At 70.0% G+C, this 17,909-nt stretch carries 14 protein-coding genes and 1 tRNA gene; 11 read left to right on the top strand and 4 right to left on the bottom strand.

What is annotated here, in order from left to right:
* Positions 1 to 14: 14 nt before the first annotated feature.
* A complete protein-coding gene (locus ACIPUC_RS30690; protein WP_446593650.1) occupies positions 15 to 1,235 on the bottom strand; it encodes a lytic murein transglycosylase in 1,221 nt (406 codons plus the stop codon).
* 147 nt (positions 1,236 to 1,382) lie between these two features.
* Here ACIPUC_RS30690 and ACIPUC_RS30685 point away from each other — a divergent pair, with 147 nt between their 5' ends.
* A complete protein-coding gene (locus ACIPUC_RS30685; protein ID WP_446593649.1) occupies positions 1,383 to 2,234 on the top strand; it encodes a DUF4184 family protein in 852 nt (283 codons plus the stop codon).
* 37 nt (positions 2,235 to 2,271) lie between these two features.
* Here ACIPUC_RS30685 and polA read toward each other — a convergent pair whose 3' ends face one another.
* The gene (gene polA / locus ACIPUC_RS30680) at positions 2,272 to 4,995 is read right to left on the bottom strand and encodes a DNA polymerase I (protein ID WP_446593648.1); all 2,724 of its coding nucleotides are present in this window, start codon (positions 4,993 to 4,995) and stop codon (positions 2,272 to 2,274) included.
* A gap of 143 nt (positions 4,996 to 5,138) precedes the next feature.
* On the opposite strand from polA, the gene ACIPUC_RS30675 reads away from it, so the two are divergent.
* The 8 genes from ACIPUC_RS30675 to ACIPUC_RS30640 all read left to right on the top strand — a co-directional run bounded on the left by ACIPUC_RS30675 (position 5,139) and on the right by ACIPUC_RS30640 (position 14,885).
* Positions 5,139 to 7,409: an FdhF/YdeP family oxidoreductase gene (locus ACIPUC_RS30675; RefSeq protein WP_446593647.1), complete on the top strand. Its 2,271-nt coding sequence runs from the start codon at positions 5,139 to 5,141 to the stop codon at positions 7,407 to 7,409.
* 54 nt (positions 7,410 to 7,463) lie between these two features.
* On the top strand, positions 7,464 to 7,949 hold the full coding sequence (locus ACIPUC_RS30670) for a PaaI family thioesterase (protein WP_446593646.1): 486 nt from the start codon (positions 7,464 to 7,466) through the stop codon (positions 7,947 to 7,949).
* A gap of 253 nt (positions 7,950 to 8,202) precedes the next feature.
* Positions 8,203 to 8,616, top strand: coding sequence for a hypothetical protein (locus ACIPUC_RS30665; RefSeq protein ID WP_446593645.1), 414 nt, complete (start codon positions 8,203 to 8,205; stop codon positions 8,614 to 8,616).
* A 541-nt stretch (positions 8,617 to 9,157) separates the two neighbouring features.
* Positions 9,158 to 10,390, top strand: a complete 1,233-nt coding sequence (locus tag ACIPUC_RS30660; RefSeq protein WP_446593644.1) for a branched-chain amino acid ABC transporter substrate-binding protein — start codon at positions 9,158 to 9,160, stop codon at positions 10,388 to 10,390.
* A gap of 139 nt (positions 10,391 to 10,529) precedes the next feature.
* On the top strand, positions 10,530 to 11,462 hold the full coding sequence (locus ACIPUC_RS30655; protein WP_362583512.1) for a branched-chain amino acid ABC transporter permease: 933 nt from the start codon (positions 10,530 to 10,532) through the stop codon (positions 11,460 to 11,462).
* A 5-nt stretch (positions 11,463 to 11,467) separates the two neighbouring features.
* Positions 11,468 to 13,189: a branched-chain amino acid ABC transporter permease gene (locus tag ACIPUC_RS30650; RefSeq protein WP_446593791.1), complete on the top strand. Its 1,722-nt coding sequence runs from the start codon at positions 11,468 to 11,470 to the stop codon at positions 13,187 to 13,189.
* Positions 13,190 to 13,194: 5 nt separating this feature from the next.
* Positions 13,195 to 14,172, top strand: a complete 978-nt coding sequence (locus ACIPUC_RS30645) for an ABC transporter ATP-binding protein (RefSeq protein WP_446593643.1) — start codon at positions 13,195 to 13,197, stop codon at positions 14,170 to 14,172.
* Positions 14,169 to 14,885, top strand: a complete 717-nt coding sequence (locus tag ACIPUC_RS30640) for an ABC transporter ATP-binding protein (protein ID WP_446593642.1) — start codon at positions 14,169 to 14,171, stop codon at positions 14,883 to 14,885. Before ACIPUC_RS30645 ends, ACIPUC_RS30640 begins: the two co-directional genes overlap by 4 nt.
* A 59-nt stretch (positions 14,886 to 14,944) precedes the next feature.
* On the opposite strand, the gene ACIPUC_RS30635 is transcribed toward ACIPUC_RS30640, so the two are convergent.
* On the bottom strand, positions 14,945 to 16,117 hold the full coding sequence (locus ACIPUC_RS30635) for a GDSL-type esterase/lipase family protein (protein WP_446593641.1): 1,173 nt from the start codon (positions 16,115 to 16,117) through the stop codon (positions 14,945 to 14,947).
* Positions 16,118 to 16,169: 52 nt separating this feature from the next.
* Entirely contained in the window at positions 16,170 to 16,826 is a 657-nt protein-coding gene (locus ACIPUC_RS30630; RefSeq protein WP_446593640.1) for an ANTAR domain-containing response regulator, read from the bottom strand.
* A 101-nt stretch (positions 16,827 to 16,927) separates the two neighbouring features.
* Between ACIPUC_RS30630 and ACIPUC_RS30625 the strand changes: the two genes are divergently transcribed.
* Both ACIPUC_RS30625 and ACIPUC_RS30620 read left to right on the top strand, forming a co-directional pair.
* A tRNA-Leu gene (locus ACIPUC_RS30625) sits at positions 16,928 to 17,000 on the top strand.
* Positions 17,001 to 17,153: 153 nt separating this feature from the next.
* Complete coding sequence (locus ACIPUC_RS30620) at positions 17,154 to 17,888, top strand: helix-turn-helix domain-containing protein (RefSeq protein ID WP_446593639.1); 735 nt, start codon at positions 17,154 to 17,156, stop codon at positions 17,886 to 17,888.
* The last annotated feature ends 21 nt before the right edge of the window (positions 17,889 to 17,909 follow it).

Below are 17,909 nucleotides of genomic sequence, written 5' to 3'. Positions count from 1 at the left end.
TGAGAACCGTTCGACTACGGGGTTTCCCCCGGGCCGGTCGCCTCCGGCGTGGGAGACGGGGAGGCGGAGGGGGACGCGGACGGCGTGGGCGCGGGCTTCGCCGTCGGCGTGGCCGTCGGCGTCGGCGTCCGTGTGGGAGACGGGGTCGGAGTCCGGGTGGGCGTGGGCGTGGGCGTGGGGCTCGGCGTCGGCGTGGGGGTGGGCGTAGGAGTCGGGGTCGGGGTGGGGGTCGGCGTCGGGGTGGGGGTCGGCGTGGGCGTCGGCTTCGGACCGGGCGTGGGAGTCGGCTTCGGGTCCGGTGAGGGGGTGGGCGTGGGACTCGGCGTCGGCTTCGGGTCCGGCTTCGGCGGTGTCACCGCGGGTGCGGGCGCGCCCCCCGCGTCCGGGACCTCGTGCGTGCCCTTGAGGTAGTACGCGAACCAGGACCGCACCGTCCGCAGGTACTCCGCGGAGTGGTTGTACGAGAGCACCGCCCGGTCCAGGTCGGCCTCCACCCGCAGGTCCCGGCTGCCCGCGCACAGGTACCGGCCGGCCGCGAGAGCCGCGTCGTACACGTTGTTCGGGTTGCGCCGCCCGTCGCCGTCCGCGTCCCGGCCCCAGGCCGCCCACGTGGAGGGGATGAACTGCATCGGCCCGACCGCCCGGTCGTACCGGGCGTCCCCGTCGTACGCCCCGCCGTCCGTGTCCGGGATGTTCGCGAAGCCGTTGCCGTCGAGCACGGGGCCCAGGATCGGCCGCAGCGTGGTCCCGGAGGCGTCCACCCGGCCGCCGCGCGCCTGCCCGGACTCGACCTTGCCGATCGCCGCGAGCAGCTGCCAGCGCAGTCCGCAGCGGGCGTCGTCCTGCGCCACCGTCTTCTCCGCCCGCAGGTACGCGGCGAGCACGCTCGCGGGGATCCCCTGCGCACCCGCACCCGCATCCGCCACCGCGGGAACGGGCACGGGAGCGGTCTCGGCCGCCGTCTGCCCGGCGGGGGCGGAAGGCTGCCCGTCGGGCAGTACGACGGCCGGCGGCTCGGGGCTCACCAGCGGCGGGAGTGCGGTGAAGTAGGAGCTGTCCCCTCCGGCCGCGGCGTCCGGGAGGGGCGCTGCGCCCTGCTCCCCCGCCGCGGAGATCCGTTCCGGCCGACCGCCGGCCGGGCCCTGAGAGGCGGTCACCGCGGCGACCACCAGCGCGCAGACCAGGGCTGCCGCCGCGCCCCTGCGCAGCCTGCGTCCGCATATTCGAGTCGACATGAGCCGGACCCCTCCCCCTCGACGTCGGCGTGACCCTACGTCAACTCCCTGCACGGGGCACGCACGGCGGGGTGGAATTCACCGCATCCCCACGTCCTGTGCAGGTCGCGCATACTGGCCGGACCGACAAGATCCAGGAGAAGTGCCATGCCGTTCACCCTCAGCCACGCGGCCGCCGTCCTTCCGGCCGTCCGCCGGACCGGGCGGGCGCGCGGGCCGTTGGTCGCCTCGGCGCTGGTCCTCGGATCGTTCGCGCCGGACACGTTCTACTTCGCCGACGCGGTCGTCGAAGGGGTCATGTCGTACGGCGCCTTCACGCACTCCCTGGTCGGCGTGCTCACCGCGGATGCCGTGCTCACCGCCGCCCTCGTCGCGTGCTGGCTGCTGCTGCGCGAGCCGCTGATCGCGCTGCTGCCGCGCGCCTGGCGGGGCCGCGTCCACGCCTTCGTGCGCGGCGAGCACTGGCAGGGGCGCCAACTGCTGTCGCTCGGCCTCTGGTTCTACCTCTCGGCGGTCGTCGGCTCCCTCACGCACGTCGTGTGGGACAGCTTCACGCACCTGGACCGCTGGGGCACGAACGCCCTGCCCGCGCTCGGTGAGCCGATCGCCTTCGGGCTGCCCCTCTACTCCTACCTCCAGTACGGGACTTCGGCGGTCGCCGCCTGCGCCCTCGGCTGGTTCGCGGCGACCGCCCTGCGCCGGCTGCCGCCCTCCCCGGTCCCCGCGTCGGTGCCGGTGCTGACACGCGTCGAGGTCTGCGGTGCGCTGGCCCTGCTCGTGCTGTGCGTGGCGGCCGGGGTCACGATGCGGGTGATCCGCTTCTTCACCTTCTTCGACCGGATCCGCACGCCGCTCGACATCATCCCGACCGTCTGCTTCGGCGCGGGCGGCGGCCTCGCCGTGGCCCTGCTGCTGTACGGGGTCCTCGTACGGGTCCGCCACCGCGGCGACCGCGCCCCTGCGCCGGACGAGACGCGAACGCCCGTCCCCACCGCGTAGCGGGGACGGGCGTCCGGTGCCGCGTTTCGCGGGCGGGTCAGTGCGCGGCGGACTCCCAGTCGGTGCCGACGCCCACGGACACGTCCAGCGCGGCCCGGAGCTCGACGGCGGCGCCCATCTCGCGGCGCACCAGCTCCTCCACCCGCTCGCGCTCGCCCGGGGCGATCTCCAGCACGATTTCGTCGTGGACCTGGAGCAGCATCCGCGACTTCAGCCCGGCCGCGGCGATCGCCTGGTCCACGCGCAGCATCGCGACCTTGACGATGTCGGCGGCGGTGCCCTGGATCGGGGCGTTGAGCGCCATCCGCTCGGCGGCCTCGCGGCGCTGGCGGTTGTCGCTGTTGAGGTCGGGCAGGTAGCGGCGGCGGCCGAAGACGGTCGCCGTGTAGCCGGTGGCGCGGGCCTCGTCCACGACGCGCTGGAGGTAGTCGCGGACGCCGCCGAAGCGCTCGAAGAAGGTCTCCATCAGGCCGCGCGCCTCGGCGGGCTCGATGTTCAGCTGCTGGGCGAGCCCGAACGCGGACAGCCCGTACGCGAGCCCGTACGACATGGCCTTGATCTTGCGGCGCATCTCGGCGTCGACCTGCGACCGCTCCACGCCGAACACCTGGGAGGCGACGGTGGTGTGCAGGTCCTCGCCGGTCGCGAAGGCCTCGATCAGGCCCTCGTCCTCGGAGAGGTGGGCCATCACGCGCAGCTCGATCTGGCTGTAGTCGGCGGTCATGAGGGACTCGAAGCCCTCGCCGACGACGAAGCCGCGGCGGATCGCGCGGCCCTCGTCGGTGCGCACCGGCACGTTCTGCAGGTTGGGGTCGGTGGAGGACAGCCGGCCGGTCGCGGCGACGGTCTGGCTGAAGCTGGTGTGCACCCGGCCGTCGGCGGCGATGGTCTTGACCAGGCCCTCGACGGTGACGCGGAGCTTGGCCTGCTCCCGGTGCCGCAGCATGATCACGGGCAGTTCGTGGTCGGTCTGCGTGGCCAGCCAGGCCAGCGCGTCCGCGTCCGTGGTGTAGCCGGTCTTGGTCTTCTTGGTCTTCGGCAGGTCCAGCTCGCCGAAGAAGACCTCCTGAAGCTGCTTGGGCGAGCCGAGGTTGAACTCGTGGCCGACCGCCGCGTGCGCCTCCTTTATGGCCTGCTGCACCGCTCCCGCGAACTGCTGCTCCATGGCCTCCAGGTGGTCGCGGTCGGCGGCGATGCCGGAGCGCTCCATCCGGGCCAGCAGCTCGGACGTCGGCAGCTCCATGTCGTGGAGCAGCTCTACGGCGCCGACCTCGGCGAGCTTGCCGGTGAAGGCCTCGCCCAGGTCCAGGACGGCGCGGGCCTGCGCCATCAGCGCCTCCGCCTCGGCCGTCTCGTCGGCGCCGAAGGCCAGCTGCCCGTCGGCGGCGGCCGGGGCCAGCTCGCGGTGCAGGTACTCGTTGGACAGCACGTCCAGGGCGAAGGAGCGGCGGCCCGGCTTGACCAGGTAGGCGGCGAGCGCGGTGTCCATGGTGACGCCCGCGAGGGTCCAGCCGTGCTCGGGGAAGACCCGCATCAGGCCCTTGGCGTTGTGCACCACCTTCGGCTGCGCCGCATCGGCGGCCCAGGCCGCGAAGGCCCGCTCGTCGGCCTCGTCCAGCTCGGACGGCTCGAACCAGGCGGCCGGCCCGTCGGCGGCGGCCAGCGCGATCTCGCTGATGTTGCCCTGGCCCAGCGCCCAGCTGTCGACGGTGGAGATGCCGAGCGGCGTGCCCGCGCGGGCCTCGAGCCACGGCGCGAGCTCGCCCGCGCCCAGCACGCTCCCGTCCAGTTCCACACCGGCCGCCGGGGCCGGAGCGGCCTCCTGCTCGGCCGCGCCCGGGTCCACCGCCAGCAGCCGCTCGCGCAGCGAGGCGTTGCGGATCTCCAGCACGTCCAGCACCCCGGTCAGCGCGGACCGGTCGTACGGGAGGCGGCCCAGGTCGGCCGGGGTCTTGGGCAGCTCCACGTCCTTGACCATCTCGGTCAGGACGCGGTTGAGCTTGACCGCCTCCAGGTGGTCCCGGAAGTTCTGCCCGGCCTTGCCCTTGACCTCCTCGGCCCGCTCGACGAGCTCCGCGAAGGACCCGAACTGGGTGATCCACTTGGCGGCGGTCTTCTCACCGACGCCCGGGATGCCGGGCAGGTTGTCGGACGGGTCGCCGCGCAGCGCCGCGAAGTCCGGGTACTGCTGGGGGGTGAGTCCGTACTTCTCCTCGACCTTCTCCGGGGTGAACCGCGTCAGCTCGGAGACGCCCTTGGTCGGGTACAGCACGGTGGTGTGCTCGGAGACGAGCTGGAAGGAGTCGCGGTCGCCGGTGACGATCAGCACGTCGAAACCGAGGGCCTCCGCCTGCGTCGCCAGCGTCGCGATCACGTCGTCGGCCTCGTAGCCGTCGATCGCGAACCGCGGCACGTGCATCGCGTCGAGCAGCTCGCCGATCAGCTCGACCTGCCCCTTGAACTCGTCGGGGGTCTTGGAGCGGTTCGCCTTGTACTCGGGGAACTCCGTCGAGCGCCACGTCTTGCGCGACACGTCGAACGCCACCGCGAAGTGCGTGGGCGCCTCGTCGCGCAGGGTGTTCGCCAGCATCGACGCGAAGCCGTAGATGGCGTTCGTCGGCTGGCCGGTCGCGGTCGTGAAGTTCTCCGCGGGCAGCGCGAAGAACGCCCGGTACGCCAGGGAGTGCCCGTCCATGAGCATCAGGCGGGGGCGGTCCGCTGCGGTCGTCTGGTCGGTCTTCTTCGATGCTGTCTCTGCCACGCCCCCGATCCTAGGCGCCCCCACCGACAAATCCGGACGGGCTGCGGGGGGCCGGCAAATCCGGCGTCGGCGATGTCGGCGGGGCGTGACAGGATCGGATGTGTACGACATCAGTACGCGAAGACTGCTCAAAGGGGAGCGCCATGGCCACCAAGCCGCCCGCAGGTGATCCGGTACAGGACGCACCGCAGGTCGCACCGCCGAAGCACGCGGCCGCCGGGCTCCCCGCGATCGGGCACACCCTGAAGATCGCGCAGCAGCAGATGGGGCTGGCCCGTACCGCCCGCACCCTGCTCAAGGTCAACCAGAAGGACGGCTTCGACTGTCCCGGCTGCGCCTGGCCCGAGGGCGACAAGCGGCACACCGCCGAGTTCTGCGAGAACGGCGCCAAGGCCGTCGCCGAGGAGGCCACCCTGCGCCGGGTGACTCCGGAGTTCTTCGCCGCGCACCCGCTCGCCGACCTGGCCGCGCGCTCCGGGTACTGGCTTGGCCAGCAGGGCCGGATCACGCAGCCGATGTACCTGCCCGAGGGCGGCGACCGGTACGAGGCGGTCAGCTGGGAGCGGGCCTTCGTGATCATCGCGGAGGAGCTGGGCGCCCTCGCCTCCCCCGACGAGGCCCTCTTCTACACCTCGGGCCGCACCAGCAACGAGGCCGCGTTCCTCTTCCAGCTCTTCGCCCGCGAGTTCGGCACCAACAACCTGCCCGACTGCTCCAACATGTGCCACGAGTCCTCGGGCTCCGCGCTGAACGAGACCATCGGCATCGGCAAGGGCAGCGTCTCCCTCGAAGACCTCCACCAGGCCGAACTGATCATCGTGGCGGGGCAGAACCCGGGCACCAACCATCCGCGCATGCTCTCCGCCCTGGAGCAGGCCAAGGCCTCCGGCGCGAAGATCATCTCGGTGAACCCGCTGCCCGAGGCCGGCATGGAGCGGTTCAAGAACCCCCAGACCCCCCTCGGCATGCTCAAGGGCACCGCCCTCAACGACCTCTTCCTGCAGATCCGCATCGGCGGCGACCAGGCCCTCTTCCGCCTCCTCAACAAGCTGGTCATCGAGGCGGGCGGAGCCACCGACGAGGCGTTCATCCGCGAACACACCCACGGCTACGAGGAGTTCGCGGCCGCCGCGAAGGAAGCCGACTGGGACGAGACCCTCACGGCCACCGGCCTGACCCGGCCCGAGATCGAGCGCGCCCTCGCCATGATCCTGGCCTCGAAGCGCACCATCGTCTGCTGGGCCATGGGCCTCACCCAGCACAAGCACGCCGTCGCCACCATCCGCGAGGTCGTCAACCTCCTCCTGCTGCGCGGCGACATCGGCCGCCCCGGCGCGGGCGTCTGCCCGGTCCGCGGCCACTCCAACGTGCAGGGCGACCGCACCATGGGGATCTTCGAGCGGCCCGCGCCCGCCTTCCTCGACGCCCTGGACCGCGAGTTCGCGATCACCTCGCCCCGCCACCACGGCTTCGACGTGGTCCGCTCCATCCAAGCGCTGCGCGACGGCGAGGCCAAGGTCCTCTTCGCCATGGGCGGCAACTTCGTCGGCGCCACCCCCGACACCGAGGTCACCGAGGCCGCGATCCGCAAGGCCTCCCTGACCGTGCACGTCTCCACCAAGCTCAACCGCTCCCACGCCGTCACCGGCAGGCGCGCCCTGATCCTGCCCACCCTCGGCCGGACCGACAAGGACGTGCAGGAGGGCGGCAAGCAGTTCGTGACCGTCGAGGACTCCATGGGCCTGGTCCACTCCTCCCGCGGCAACCTCACCCCCGCGAGCCCGCACCTGCTCTCCGAGCCGGCCATCGTCGCCCGCATGGCCCGCGCCGTCCTCGGCGAGGCCTCGAAGACCCCGTGGGAGGAGTTCGAGCGGGACTACGCCGCCATCCGCGACCGGATCTCCCGCGTCGTCCCCGGCTTCGAGGACTTCAACGCCAAGGCGGCCCGCCCGGGCGGCTTCCGGCTGCCGCACGCCCCGCGCGACGAGCGCCGCTTCCCCACGAAGACCGGCAGGGCCAATTTCACCGCCGCGCCCGTGGAGTACCCCAAGGTCCCCGAGGGCCGGCTGCTCCTGCAGACCCTGCGCAGCCACGACCAGTACAACACCACCATCTACGGGCTCGACGACCGCTACCGCGGGATCACCGGCGGCCGCCGCGTGGTGATGGTCAACCCCGAGGACGCCGCCGAGCTGGGGCTGGCCGACGGCGCGTACACGGACCTGGTCAGCGAGTGGAAGGACGGCGTGGAGCGGCGGGCCCCCGGCTTCCGCGTCGTGCACTACCCGACCGCCCGCGGCTGCGCGGCCGCGTACTACCCCGAGACGAACGTGCTGGTCCCGCTCGGCTCCACCGCGGACACCAGCAATACCCCGGCGAGCAAGTCCGTCGTCATCCGCTTCGAACCGGCCTGATAGAACGACCTCAGGACAAGATGGTTAACGAGCGTTGACGAACGGAGCCGGCCCATGGGCGAGCAGCACGCAGTGAAGTTCCCGCAAGAGGTGCTCGACGAGTACGCGGCCCTGGGCATCGACCTGCCCTCGCTCTTCTCGGCGGGCCACCTCGGCGAGCGCATGGACATCAAGATCCTGGAGGCCTCGGCCGAGCGGGTCGTCGCCACCATGCCCGTCGAGGGCAACACCCAGCCGTACGGGCTGCTGCACGGCGGGGCCTCCGCCGTGCTCGCCGAGACCCTCGGCTCCGTCGGCGCCATGATGCACGGCGGCATCACCAAGATCGCCGTCGGCGTGGACCTGAACTGCACCCACCACCGGGGCGTGCGCTCAGGCGTGGTCACGGGCGTCGCCACCCCCGTCCACCGCGGCCGCTCCACCACCACCTACGAGGTCGTCATCAGCGACGAGCAGGAGCGGCGCGTCTGCACCGCCCGCCTGACCTGCCTGCTGCGCGACGCCGACCCGGCGGCCGGCCAGGCCGGCGCCGGGGCCTGAAACCGGCCGCGCCCGGCCGCGCAAGCAGGGCCCGCCCGGCCCCGCCCGGCCGCATCACCCGCAGGCCCGCCGCACGCCCGCCGCAGGCCCGGACCCCGCCCCCACGGTCGGCGTGTCCGGGCCTGCGCCCGCTTTCCCCCCGCTCCCCCTCATGCCTCCGCGCTCGTTCCCGCACCCACCCGGAATCCGCCACTCCGCACGCGGTCCGCCCCCATCTGTTGTGTCACCGATGGTGACCGCCTACCTTCCCCTCATGGGGACACCGCCGCGCTCCACGGTCCGCTACGCCGCCACCACCCTGCTCGCGGCGCTCACCGTGACCGGCACGCTGACCGGATGCTCGCCTTCCGCTCCACCTCCCGCAGCGGGCTCGCACAGCCCCGCCCCCAGCCCCTCCCCGCCCGCACAGATCTGCACCAGCCTCGTGTCCTACTGGGCGAAGGAGACCCTCCTGGGCACCAAATGGTCCGGTCTGGACTGGGAGCAGAAGGGGCTGTCCAACGACCAGTACGCGATCCACGAGGACGCGGTCGCCGCAGGGCGCGCCGAGGAGCGAACAGCCGGGCGCGACAAGGCACTTGAGCTGATCGACCGGTTCGTGGCGGAGCGCTGCGCCGAGCAGGACGGCGCGACGGGGAGCTCCGAGGCCCGACAGCCCCCGACGTGACCCGGGTCACCGGATTCCCGAGTGCGCTGTCCGGCTTCCGGGCACCTGCCGCCGTATCGCCGAACCGCAGGTGAGGGGCCCTTTCGACTCCGGAGCAAGATCCACCCGGACCAAGTGGATCAGGCCAGTTGATCACGTTGCGTAATGACCATGCCATACGGAATCCCCCTTTTCCCCTAGGAATGGCCACCCGGTGAATTCTTTCGGACACACACGGCCACATTCGGCCGAATTCGATCTAAGACAGGTGCATGAAGGCCTCAAGCCCCTTAGGGGAACAGGTATTTCTCAGGATGCGGACAATCACCGACGTAACTAAATGCCCGTTTTGTCCACACTCCAAGCACGCATTCTTGGCCTTGGCATAACAAGAGCGTCACATCCTCCTTTCTCTGCTCCCCGTGTTCACCACCTCGGGCCTAGAGTCACGGCCAGTCACCGCGCCGCTGGGCGCGACCAGCACGGCCGCTGTACATCCCAGTGCGGCCCGGCGACCGAACGGCACCTCACAGAGGGAGCCGCGCCAGGGAAAGGAAGAATCGTGCGACACCGTTCTTTGCTCGTCCTCACCACCGTGATCACCACGGGAGCACTGACCCTCACCGCCTGCGGATCGCGCGATGAGGCGAAGGGCGGGGACACCTCCGGCGGCAAGACCGTCGTCGTCATCGGCGTGGACGCTCCCCTCACCGGCTCGCTCTCCGCCCTCGGCCAGGGCATCAAGAACTCGGTCGACCTCGCGGCCAAGACGGCCAACAAGAACAACGAGGTCCCCGGCATCGAGTTCAAGGTCGAGGCCCTCGACGACCAGGCGGTCCCCGCCTCCGGTCAGGCCAACGCCACCAAGCTCGTCGGCAACAAGGACGTCGTCGGCGTCGTCGGCCCGCTGAACTCCGGCGTGGCCCAGCAGATGCAGGGCGTCTTCGCCTCGGCGAACCTGGCCCAGGTCTCCCCCGCCAACACCAACCCCTCGCTCAGCCAGGGCGACAACTGGGGCAAGGGCGAGTTCAAGCGCCCCTTCCCGACCTACTTCCGCACCGCCGCCACCGACGTGGTCCAGGGCAAGTTCGCCGCCCAGTACCTCTTCAAGGACGCCGGCAAGAAGAAGGTCTTCGTCGTCGACGACAAGCAGACCTACGGCGCCGGCCTGGCCGCGATCTTCTCCGACGAGTTCAAGAAGCTCGGCGGCGAGGTCGTCGGCACCGACCACGTCACCGTGAAGGAGACCGACTTCTCCTCCACCGCCGACAAGGTCAAGACCTCCGGCGCCGACTCCGTCTACTTCGGCGGCCAGTACCCCGAGGGCGGCCTGCTCGCCGACCAGATCAAGAAGACCGGCGCCAACATCCCGCTCATGGGCGGCGACGGCATCCAGGACCCCGCCTTCATCACCGCCTCCGGCGAGGCCAACGAGGGCGACCTCTCCACCTCCATCGGCTACCCGGTCGAGAAGCTCCCCACCGCCAAGCAGTTCATCGAGGACTACAAGGCGGCCGGCTACAAGGACCCGTACGCCGCCTACGGCGGCTACTCCTACGACGCCGGCTGGGCCGTCATCCAGGCCGTCAAGGCCGCTGTCGCCGCCAACAACGGCAAGCTGCCCACCGACGCCCGCGCCAAGGTCGTCGAGGCCCTCGGCAAGGTCTCCTTCGAGGGCGTGACCGGCAAGGTCGCCTTCGACCAGTACGGCGACACCACCAACAAGCAGCTCACGGTCTACAAGGTCGAGGGCGGCAAGTGGATCGACGTCAAGAGCGACACCTTCAACCAGTAATCCCCACCTCCCGCTAGCCGGGACCCCGGTCCGGCCCGTCCCGACGGCCTGACCCCCCTCAAAAAGAACCAGCCGCGCGAGGGCGCAAACCGCGCCCTCGCGCGGAGTCTTATCCGACACGCTCATCGGAGGCCCTGCGGTGCACGAACTGCCGCAACAGCTGGCCAACGGCCTTGCCCTCGGTGCCCTTTATGGCCTCATCGCCATCGGGTACACCATGGTCTACGGCATCGTCCAGCTCATCAACTTCGCCCACGGCGAGATCTTCATGATCGGCGGCTTCGGCGCGCTCACCGCCTACGCCATCCTCCCGACCGGCACCTCCCTGCTGATCGCGATACCCGTCATGATCGTCGGAGGCGCACTCGCCTCGGTCCTCGTCGCCACCGCAGCCGAACGCTTCGCCTACCGCCCCCTGCGCAGCGCCCCACGGCTCGCCCCGCTCATCACCGCAATCGGCCTCTCGATCGCGCTCCAGCAGCTTGTCTGGCAGTTCTACCCGGACGCCAAGAAGGCCGTCAGCTTCCCTGAGTTCAAGGGCGCCGCCTTCAAGATCACCGACAGCCTGGCCATCCAGCGCGCGGACCTCTTCGTCCTCATCCTCGCCCCGCTCTGCATGCTCGCCCTCGGCGTCTTCGTCTCCAAGAGCCGCAGCGGCCGCGCCATGCAGGCCACCGCACAGGACCCCGACACCGCGAAGCTGATGGGCATCAACACCGACCGCATCATCGTCATGGCCTTCGCCATCGGTGCCGCGTTCGCCGCCGTCGCCGCCGTCGCCTACGGCCTCGACAAGGGCCAGATCAACTTCGAGATGGGCTTCATCCTCGGACTGAAGGCCTTCACCGCCGCCGTCCTCGGCGGCATCGGCAACATCTACGGCGCCATGGTCGGCGGCGTCGTCCTCGGCCTCGCCGAAGCCCTCTCGATCGCCTACATCGAAGAGATCCCCGGCATGCAGCAGCTCGGCGGTGGAGCCTGGTCCAACGTCTGGGCGTTCGTACTCCTCATCGTCGTCCTCCTCGTGCGGCCCCAAGGCCTGCTCGGCGAGCGCGTCGCGGATCGGGCGTGAGAACCATGACCACCAACACCACCCCGCAGACCGCCGTCGCCAAGCAGGGCCCCGCCCCCGCCGCGCTCCTCTACGCGGTCATCGGCGGCAGCCTCCTGACCGTCGTCAGCGCCTTCCTCGCCTGGACCTGGACCTCCGAGTTCCCCGGCGACCTGACCTACTACGGCAGCCCGGCGCCCATCCAGTTCCTCAGCCTCCTCGCCGGACTCCTCACCGCCGCCTTCGCGCTCTCCGCGCTCGGCGTCAAGGGCCTGCACTGGCTCACCCCCACCGGCGCCCGCAAGCCCGTCTGGATCCTCGCGCTCGGCACCCTCGCCGGCACCTGGTTCACGGTCATCTCCATCGCCGTGGTCCTCGGCGGCTTCGCCCACCTGGAACCCGGCGCCTACGTCGCCCTCGCCGGCTCGCTCGTCCCGGCCCTCGCCGCGCACAAGCTCCCCGACGACAGCCACAAGGCGGCCGCCGCCAAGCAGCTGCCCGCCTGGGCCGAAATCCTCATCATCACCGGCGTCTTCGCGCTCGGCCTCTACGTCGTCACCTTCGGCATCGACACCGACGACAAGGAACCGCAGCTCTTCGTCACGTACCTGATCACCGTCGGCTTCGCGGGCTTCGCCCTCCTCAAGGCCGGCCTCTTCGACCGGCTCGGCAACCTCACCGCGAAGCACCGCCAGGTCACGCTTCTCGGCACCGCAGCCGCCGCGATCGCGTTCCCGTTCATCCAGCAGAGCGGCGACACGTACACGCTCATCGCGGTCAACATCCTCATCTTCGCGACCGTCGCCCTCGGCCTCAACGTCGTCGTCGGCCTCGCCGGCCTCCTCGACCTCGGCTACGTCGCCTTCCTCGGCGTCGGCGCCTACGCCGCGGCCCTGGTCTCCGGAAGCACCGCCTCCGCCTTCGGCATCCACCTGCCCTTCTGGGCAGCGGTCATCGTCGGCGCCCTCGCCTCGCTCATCTTCGGCGTGGTCATCGGCGCACCGACCCTGCGCCTGCGCGGCGACTACCTCGCCATCGTCACCCTCGGCTTCGGAGAAATCTTCCGCATCGCCATGGGCAACCTCGACGGCGACTCCGGCCCCGACATCACCAACGGCCCCAACGGCATCCCCAACATCCCCCACCTCGACCTCTTCGGGTGGAACTTCGGGGAGTCCCACACCGTCGGCGGCATCGTCCTGGGCGCCTACGCCAACTACTACTTCCTCATGCTGCTGGTCATGGCCCTGGTGGTGCTGGTCTTCGCCCGCGCCGGCAACAGCCGCATCGGCCGCGCCTGGGTCGCCATCCGCGAAGACGAGACCGCCGCCGAAGCCATGGGCATCAACGGCTTCAAGGTCAAGCTCATCGCCTTCGCCCTCGGCGCCACCCTCGCCGGCCTCGCCGGCACCGTCCAGGCACACGTCAACAGCACGGTCGTCCCCGAGAACTACGTCTTCGCCGGCCCCGTACCGCCGAACTCCGCGTTCCTCCTCGCCGCCGTCATCCTCGGCGGCATGGGCACCATCCGCGGCCCCATCCTCGGCGCCGCACTCCTCTTCCTGATCCCGGCGAAGCTGGCCTTCCTCCAGGACTACCAGCTCCTCGCCTTCGGCATCGCCCTCATCCTGCTCATGCGCTTCCGCCCCGAAGGCCTCATCGCCAACAAGCGGGCGCAGCTCGAGTACCACGACGACACCGCTGACCAGGCCCCCACGGACCTGGCCACCGCCAAGGCGGGGGCGTGAACGACATGACCACCACAGACACCACCACCACGACCACCGTGCTCGAAGCCAGCGGCGTCACCATGCGCTTCGGCGGCCTCACCGCCGTCAAGGGCGTCGACCTCAAGGTCAACGCCGGCGAGATCGTCGGCCTCATCGGCCCCAACGGCGCCGGCAAGACCACCTTCTTCAACTGCCTCACCGGGCTGTACGTCCCCACCGAGGGAAGCGTCAGCTACAAGGGCACCGTCCTGCCGCCCACGCCCCACAAGGTCACCGCGGCCGGCATCGCCCGCACCTTCCAGAACATCCGGCTCTTCCACAACATGACCGTGCTGGAGAACGTCCTCGTCGGACGCCACACCCGCACCAAGGAAGGCCTCTGGTCCGCCCTCCTGCGCGGCCCCGGCTTCAAGAAGGCCGAAGCCGCCAGCGAAGCACGCGCCATGGAACTCCTCGAGTTCATCGGCCTCCAGCACAAGGCCGGCCACCTCGCCAAGAACCTCCCCTACGGCGAACAGCGCAAGCTCGAGATCGCCCGCGCCCTCGCCAGCGACCCCGGCCTCATCCTCCTGGACGAGCCCACCGCCGGCATGAACCCGCAGGAGACGCGAGCGGCCGAAGAGCTCATCTTCGCCATCCGCGACAAGGGCATCGCCGTCCTCGTCATCGAGCACGACATGCGCTTCATCTTCAACCTCTGCGACCGCGTCGCCTGCCTCGTCCAGGGCGAAAAGCTCATCGAAGGCACGGCGGCAGAGGTCCAGGGCGACGAGCGCGTCATCGCCGCCTACCTCGGCACCCCCTTCGAGGGCGCACCGGGCGACGAAGAAGTCGCCGAGGTCGAAGCCGCCGAAGCCCACGCCGAAGCCGAAGCCGAGGCAGAAGCCGCCGAGGCCGAAGCCGAGGTCGCAGAGGCCGAAGCGGACGCCGAGGCCGACGCGGACGCGGACTCGGACTCCGACGCGGACAGCACCACCAGCACGGAAGGAGAGGCCAAGTGACCGCACTGCTCAAGGTCGAAGACCTCAAAGTCGCCTACGGCAAGATCGAAGCCGTCAAGGGAATCTCCTTCGAAGTCAACGAAGGCGAAATCGTCTGCCTCGTCGGCACCAACGGCGCCGGCAAGACGACCACCCTGCGCACCCTCTCCGGGCTCCTCAAGCCCACCGCGGGCAGCGTCACCTTCGACGGCAAACCCCTCGTCGGCGTCCCCGCCCACCAGATCGTCTCCATGAAGCTGGCCCACTCCCCCGAGGGACGCCACATCTTCCCCCGGCTGACGATCGCCGAAAACCTCCAGCTCGGCGCCTTCCTGCGCACCGACAAGGAAGGCATCGAGAAGGACATCCAGCGCGCCTACGACCTCTTCCCCATCCTGGGAGAGCGCCGCAAGCAGGCCGCCGGCACCCTCTCGGGCGGCGAACAGCAGATGCTCGCCATGGGCCGCGCCCTGATGTGCCAGCCCAAACTGCTCATGCTGGACGAGCCCTCCATGGGCCTCTCCCCCCTCATGATGCAGAAGATCATGGCCACCATCGCCGAACTCAAGGCGACCGGCACCACCATCCTGCTCGTCGAGCAGAACGCCCAGGCCGCGCTCTCGCTGGCCGACCAGGCGCACGTGATGGAAATCGGCAAGATCGTGCTCTCCGGCACCGGCCAGGACCTCCTCCACAACGAGGACGTCCGCAAGGCCTACCTCGGCGAGGACTGACACACACGTGTGAGGCCCGCCTCCCCTCGGGGGGAGGCGGGCCTCACGCACGTCCTGGATCAGGCACGGACCTCGAACGGACCCCCCGTACCGAAGACCTGCTCCGCGAACCGCTCACCGATCAGACGGTGACCCGCCGCATCCGGGTGCAGCCGGTCCGCCAGCGGAAGCTCCGCGAACTCCTTCTCGCCGTACAGCGAAAGACCGTCCACGTAGTACAGGTTCGGATCATCGGCCGCCCGCTCCTTCGTGATCCGGGCCAGCTCCTCCCGGATCACGCTCAGCGTCAGCTTCCCGGCAGCCACCTCCGCCTTGTCACCCGTCGCCCGGTAGCGCATCACCGTGCCGTCAGGATCCGGCGCGGTCGGGCCCGGCGTGTCCTCGTGCATCGGACACAGCACCGGAGAGATCACCAGCAACGGCGCGTCCGGATGCCCCTCCCGGATCGTGTCCAGGAAACCGTGGACAGCCGGCGCGAAGGCACGCAGCCGCATCACATCGGTATTGACCAGGGCGATGCCGATCTTGACGCTGATCACGTCCGCCGGGGCATCCCGCATCGCACGCGCCGTGAACGGATCGAGCAGCGCATTGCCGCCCAGCCCCAGATTGACCAGCTCCACACCACCCGCAGCCGCCGCCACCGCCGGCCAAGTCCCCGAAGGACTCGTCGCGTTGGAACCCTGACTGAGCGAGCTGCCGTGATGCAGCCACACCCGGCGGCCACTGTCCGGCGCAACCTCCACCGGAGCATCCGTCCGCAGAGCGATCAGCTCCGTGCGCTCGTTGTGCGGCAGCCAGATCTCGACGTCCTTCATCCCCGCCGACAACCCGGCGAACCGGGCCGTACCCGGCTCACCGGACCGGGACTCCGACGACAGGGTCCGCATGTCGAAGCGGAACTCGTGGCCACCGGCCACCGTCGCCTGGTCCACCAGCCGACCGTCCACCACCAGGTCGTACACCCCGTCGGGACTGTCCTGACCACCCAAGAACACGATCTTCGTCGGCATCGTGTCCAGCTCGATGGCGGTCGCCCGGGTACGGAACACCAACCGCACACCGGACGGCTGCGCCTCCACCGTGGCCAGCTGCGCCGCCGGGTGCTGCTTCCGCGCCCGGGCCGGCATCCGGTGCGGCAGCAGGCCGTGCTCGGTACGCTCCACCTCGAGGGCGCCGCGCAGCAGCGGCTCGATGGGCGTGGTGATCCATTCCGTCACGTCAGAGGTCATGGTCCCAGGCTGCCCACCCGCACTCGAGGCCCGCCGGTGCGGGCCTCGACCGTCAGCTGTTCGCGGCGTTCTGCTTCTTCTCCTCGGCGTCCTCGATGACCGCCTCGGCGACCTGCTGCATGGACATGCGACGGTCCATGGAGGTCTTCTGGATCCACCGGAACGCGGCCGGCTCGGTCAGCCCGTACTGCGTCTGCAGGATGCTCTTGGCCCGGTCGACGAGCTTGCGCGTCTCCAGCCGGAGCGAGAGGTCGGCGACCTCCTTCTCCAGCGCCCTCAGCTCGGCGAAGCGGGACACGGCCATCTCGATGGCCGGCACGACGTCGCTCTTGCTGAACGGCTTCACCAGGTACGCCATCGCCCCGGCGTCACGGGCCCGCTCGACGAGGTCGCGCTGCGAGAACGCGGTGAGCATCAGCACGGGGGCGATGGACTCCTCCGCGATCTTCTCGGCGGCGGAGATCCCGTCCAGGACCGGCATCTTCACGTCCAGGATGACCAGGTCCGGGCGGTGCTCCCGGGCCAGTTCCACGGCCGTCTGCCCGTCCCCGGCCTCGCCGACGACGGCGTACCCCTCCTCCTCGAGCATCTCCTTCAGGTCGAGACGGATGAGCGCCTCGTCCTCGGCGATGACGACGCGGGTCGTCAGCGGCGGAACGTGCGACTGGTCGGCGTCGGGCGTGGGCGTCGACTCGTGCGAGGCGGTCACTTGAGGGCTCCTTGATACGGGGCGTTACTGCTCCCCCGAGCCTACCTAGCTCCTGTATGTTTGTGACACGGAGGGTCTTCGGTATCCTTCGTTTCGAAGGAGCCCCGGTAGCCCAGCGGTAGAGGCCATGGATTCAAAACCCATTCAGCGTCGGTTCGAATCCGACCCGGGGCACTTCTCCTTCAATTTCAAGGTCACAAAGCAAATTATGCGATCTTCACTCGTCACGGTGAACGCGCCTTCGAATTGCGGCCAACCGGGCTATTAGCGGCGAAGCTCCTGAGTGTGGAGCACAATCCTTCGATACGCGAACAAGCGGTTCTACTGTTGCGCCGAGGCGTAGCCAACCGGACGGTGGCCGAACATTTCGGCGTCCCCCGGGGCACCGTCGGCTGGTGGCGGCATCAGGACCGTAAGCACCGGGGCGAAACCTACGAGCGGCCAACCGACTGCCCGAGGTGCACTGGCCGGGAGATCGATGAGCGGGCGTACGCCTATCTGCTGGGCCTCTACCTCGGCGACGGCCACATCATCTCGAAGTACAAGCAGCACCACCTGTCCGTCTTCTGCGATGCCTCGCGACCAGGCCTCATCAACGCCGCCGAGGCGGCCATGCGTCAGGTCATGCCCCAACCCAAGGTGGGGCGACGCCAGAAGAAGGGGTGCGTTGAGGTCAAGTCGTACACACTGCACTGGACGTGCCTGTTCCCGCAGCACGGGCCCGGCAAGAAGCATGACCGGCGCATCGCCCTCGAGGACTGGCAGCAGGAGATCGTCGACGCGCACCCCTGGGAGTTCATCCGGGGGCTGATCCACTCCGACGGGTGCCGGATCACCAACTGGACGACTCGGATGGTCGGCGGGGAGCGCAAGCGCTACGAGTACCCCCGATACTTCTTCACCAACAAGTCCGACGACATCCGCAGGCTCTGTACCGACACGCTCACCAAGGTCGGTGTCCGGTGGACGGTCCTGGCGCGGGGCAGCGACCCCTTCAACGTCTCCATCGCCCGGAAGGAATCCGTGGCGCTGATGGACACTCATATCGGGCCCAAGCACTAGTGTCCCGAGACCTCTGGTAGA

This window comes from Streptomyces sp. LARHCF249 (assembly GCF_052871255.1).
This window is presented reverse-complemented; position numbering and strand designations above follow the sequence as displayed.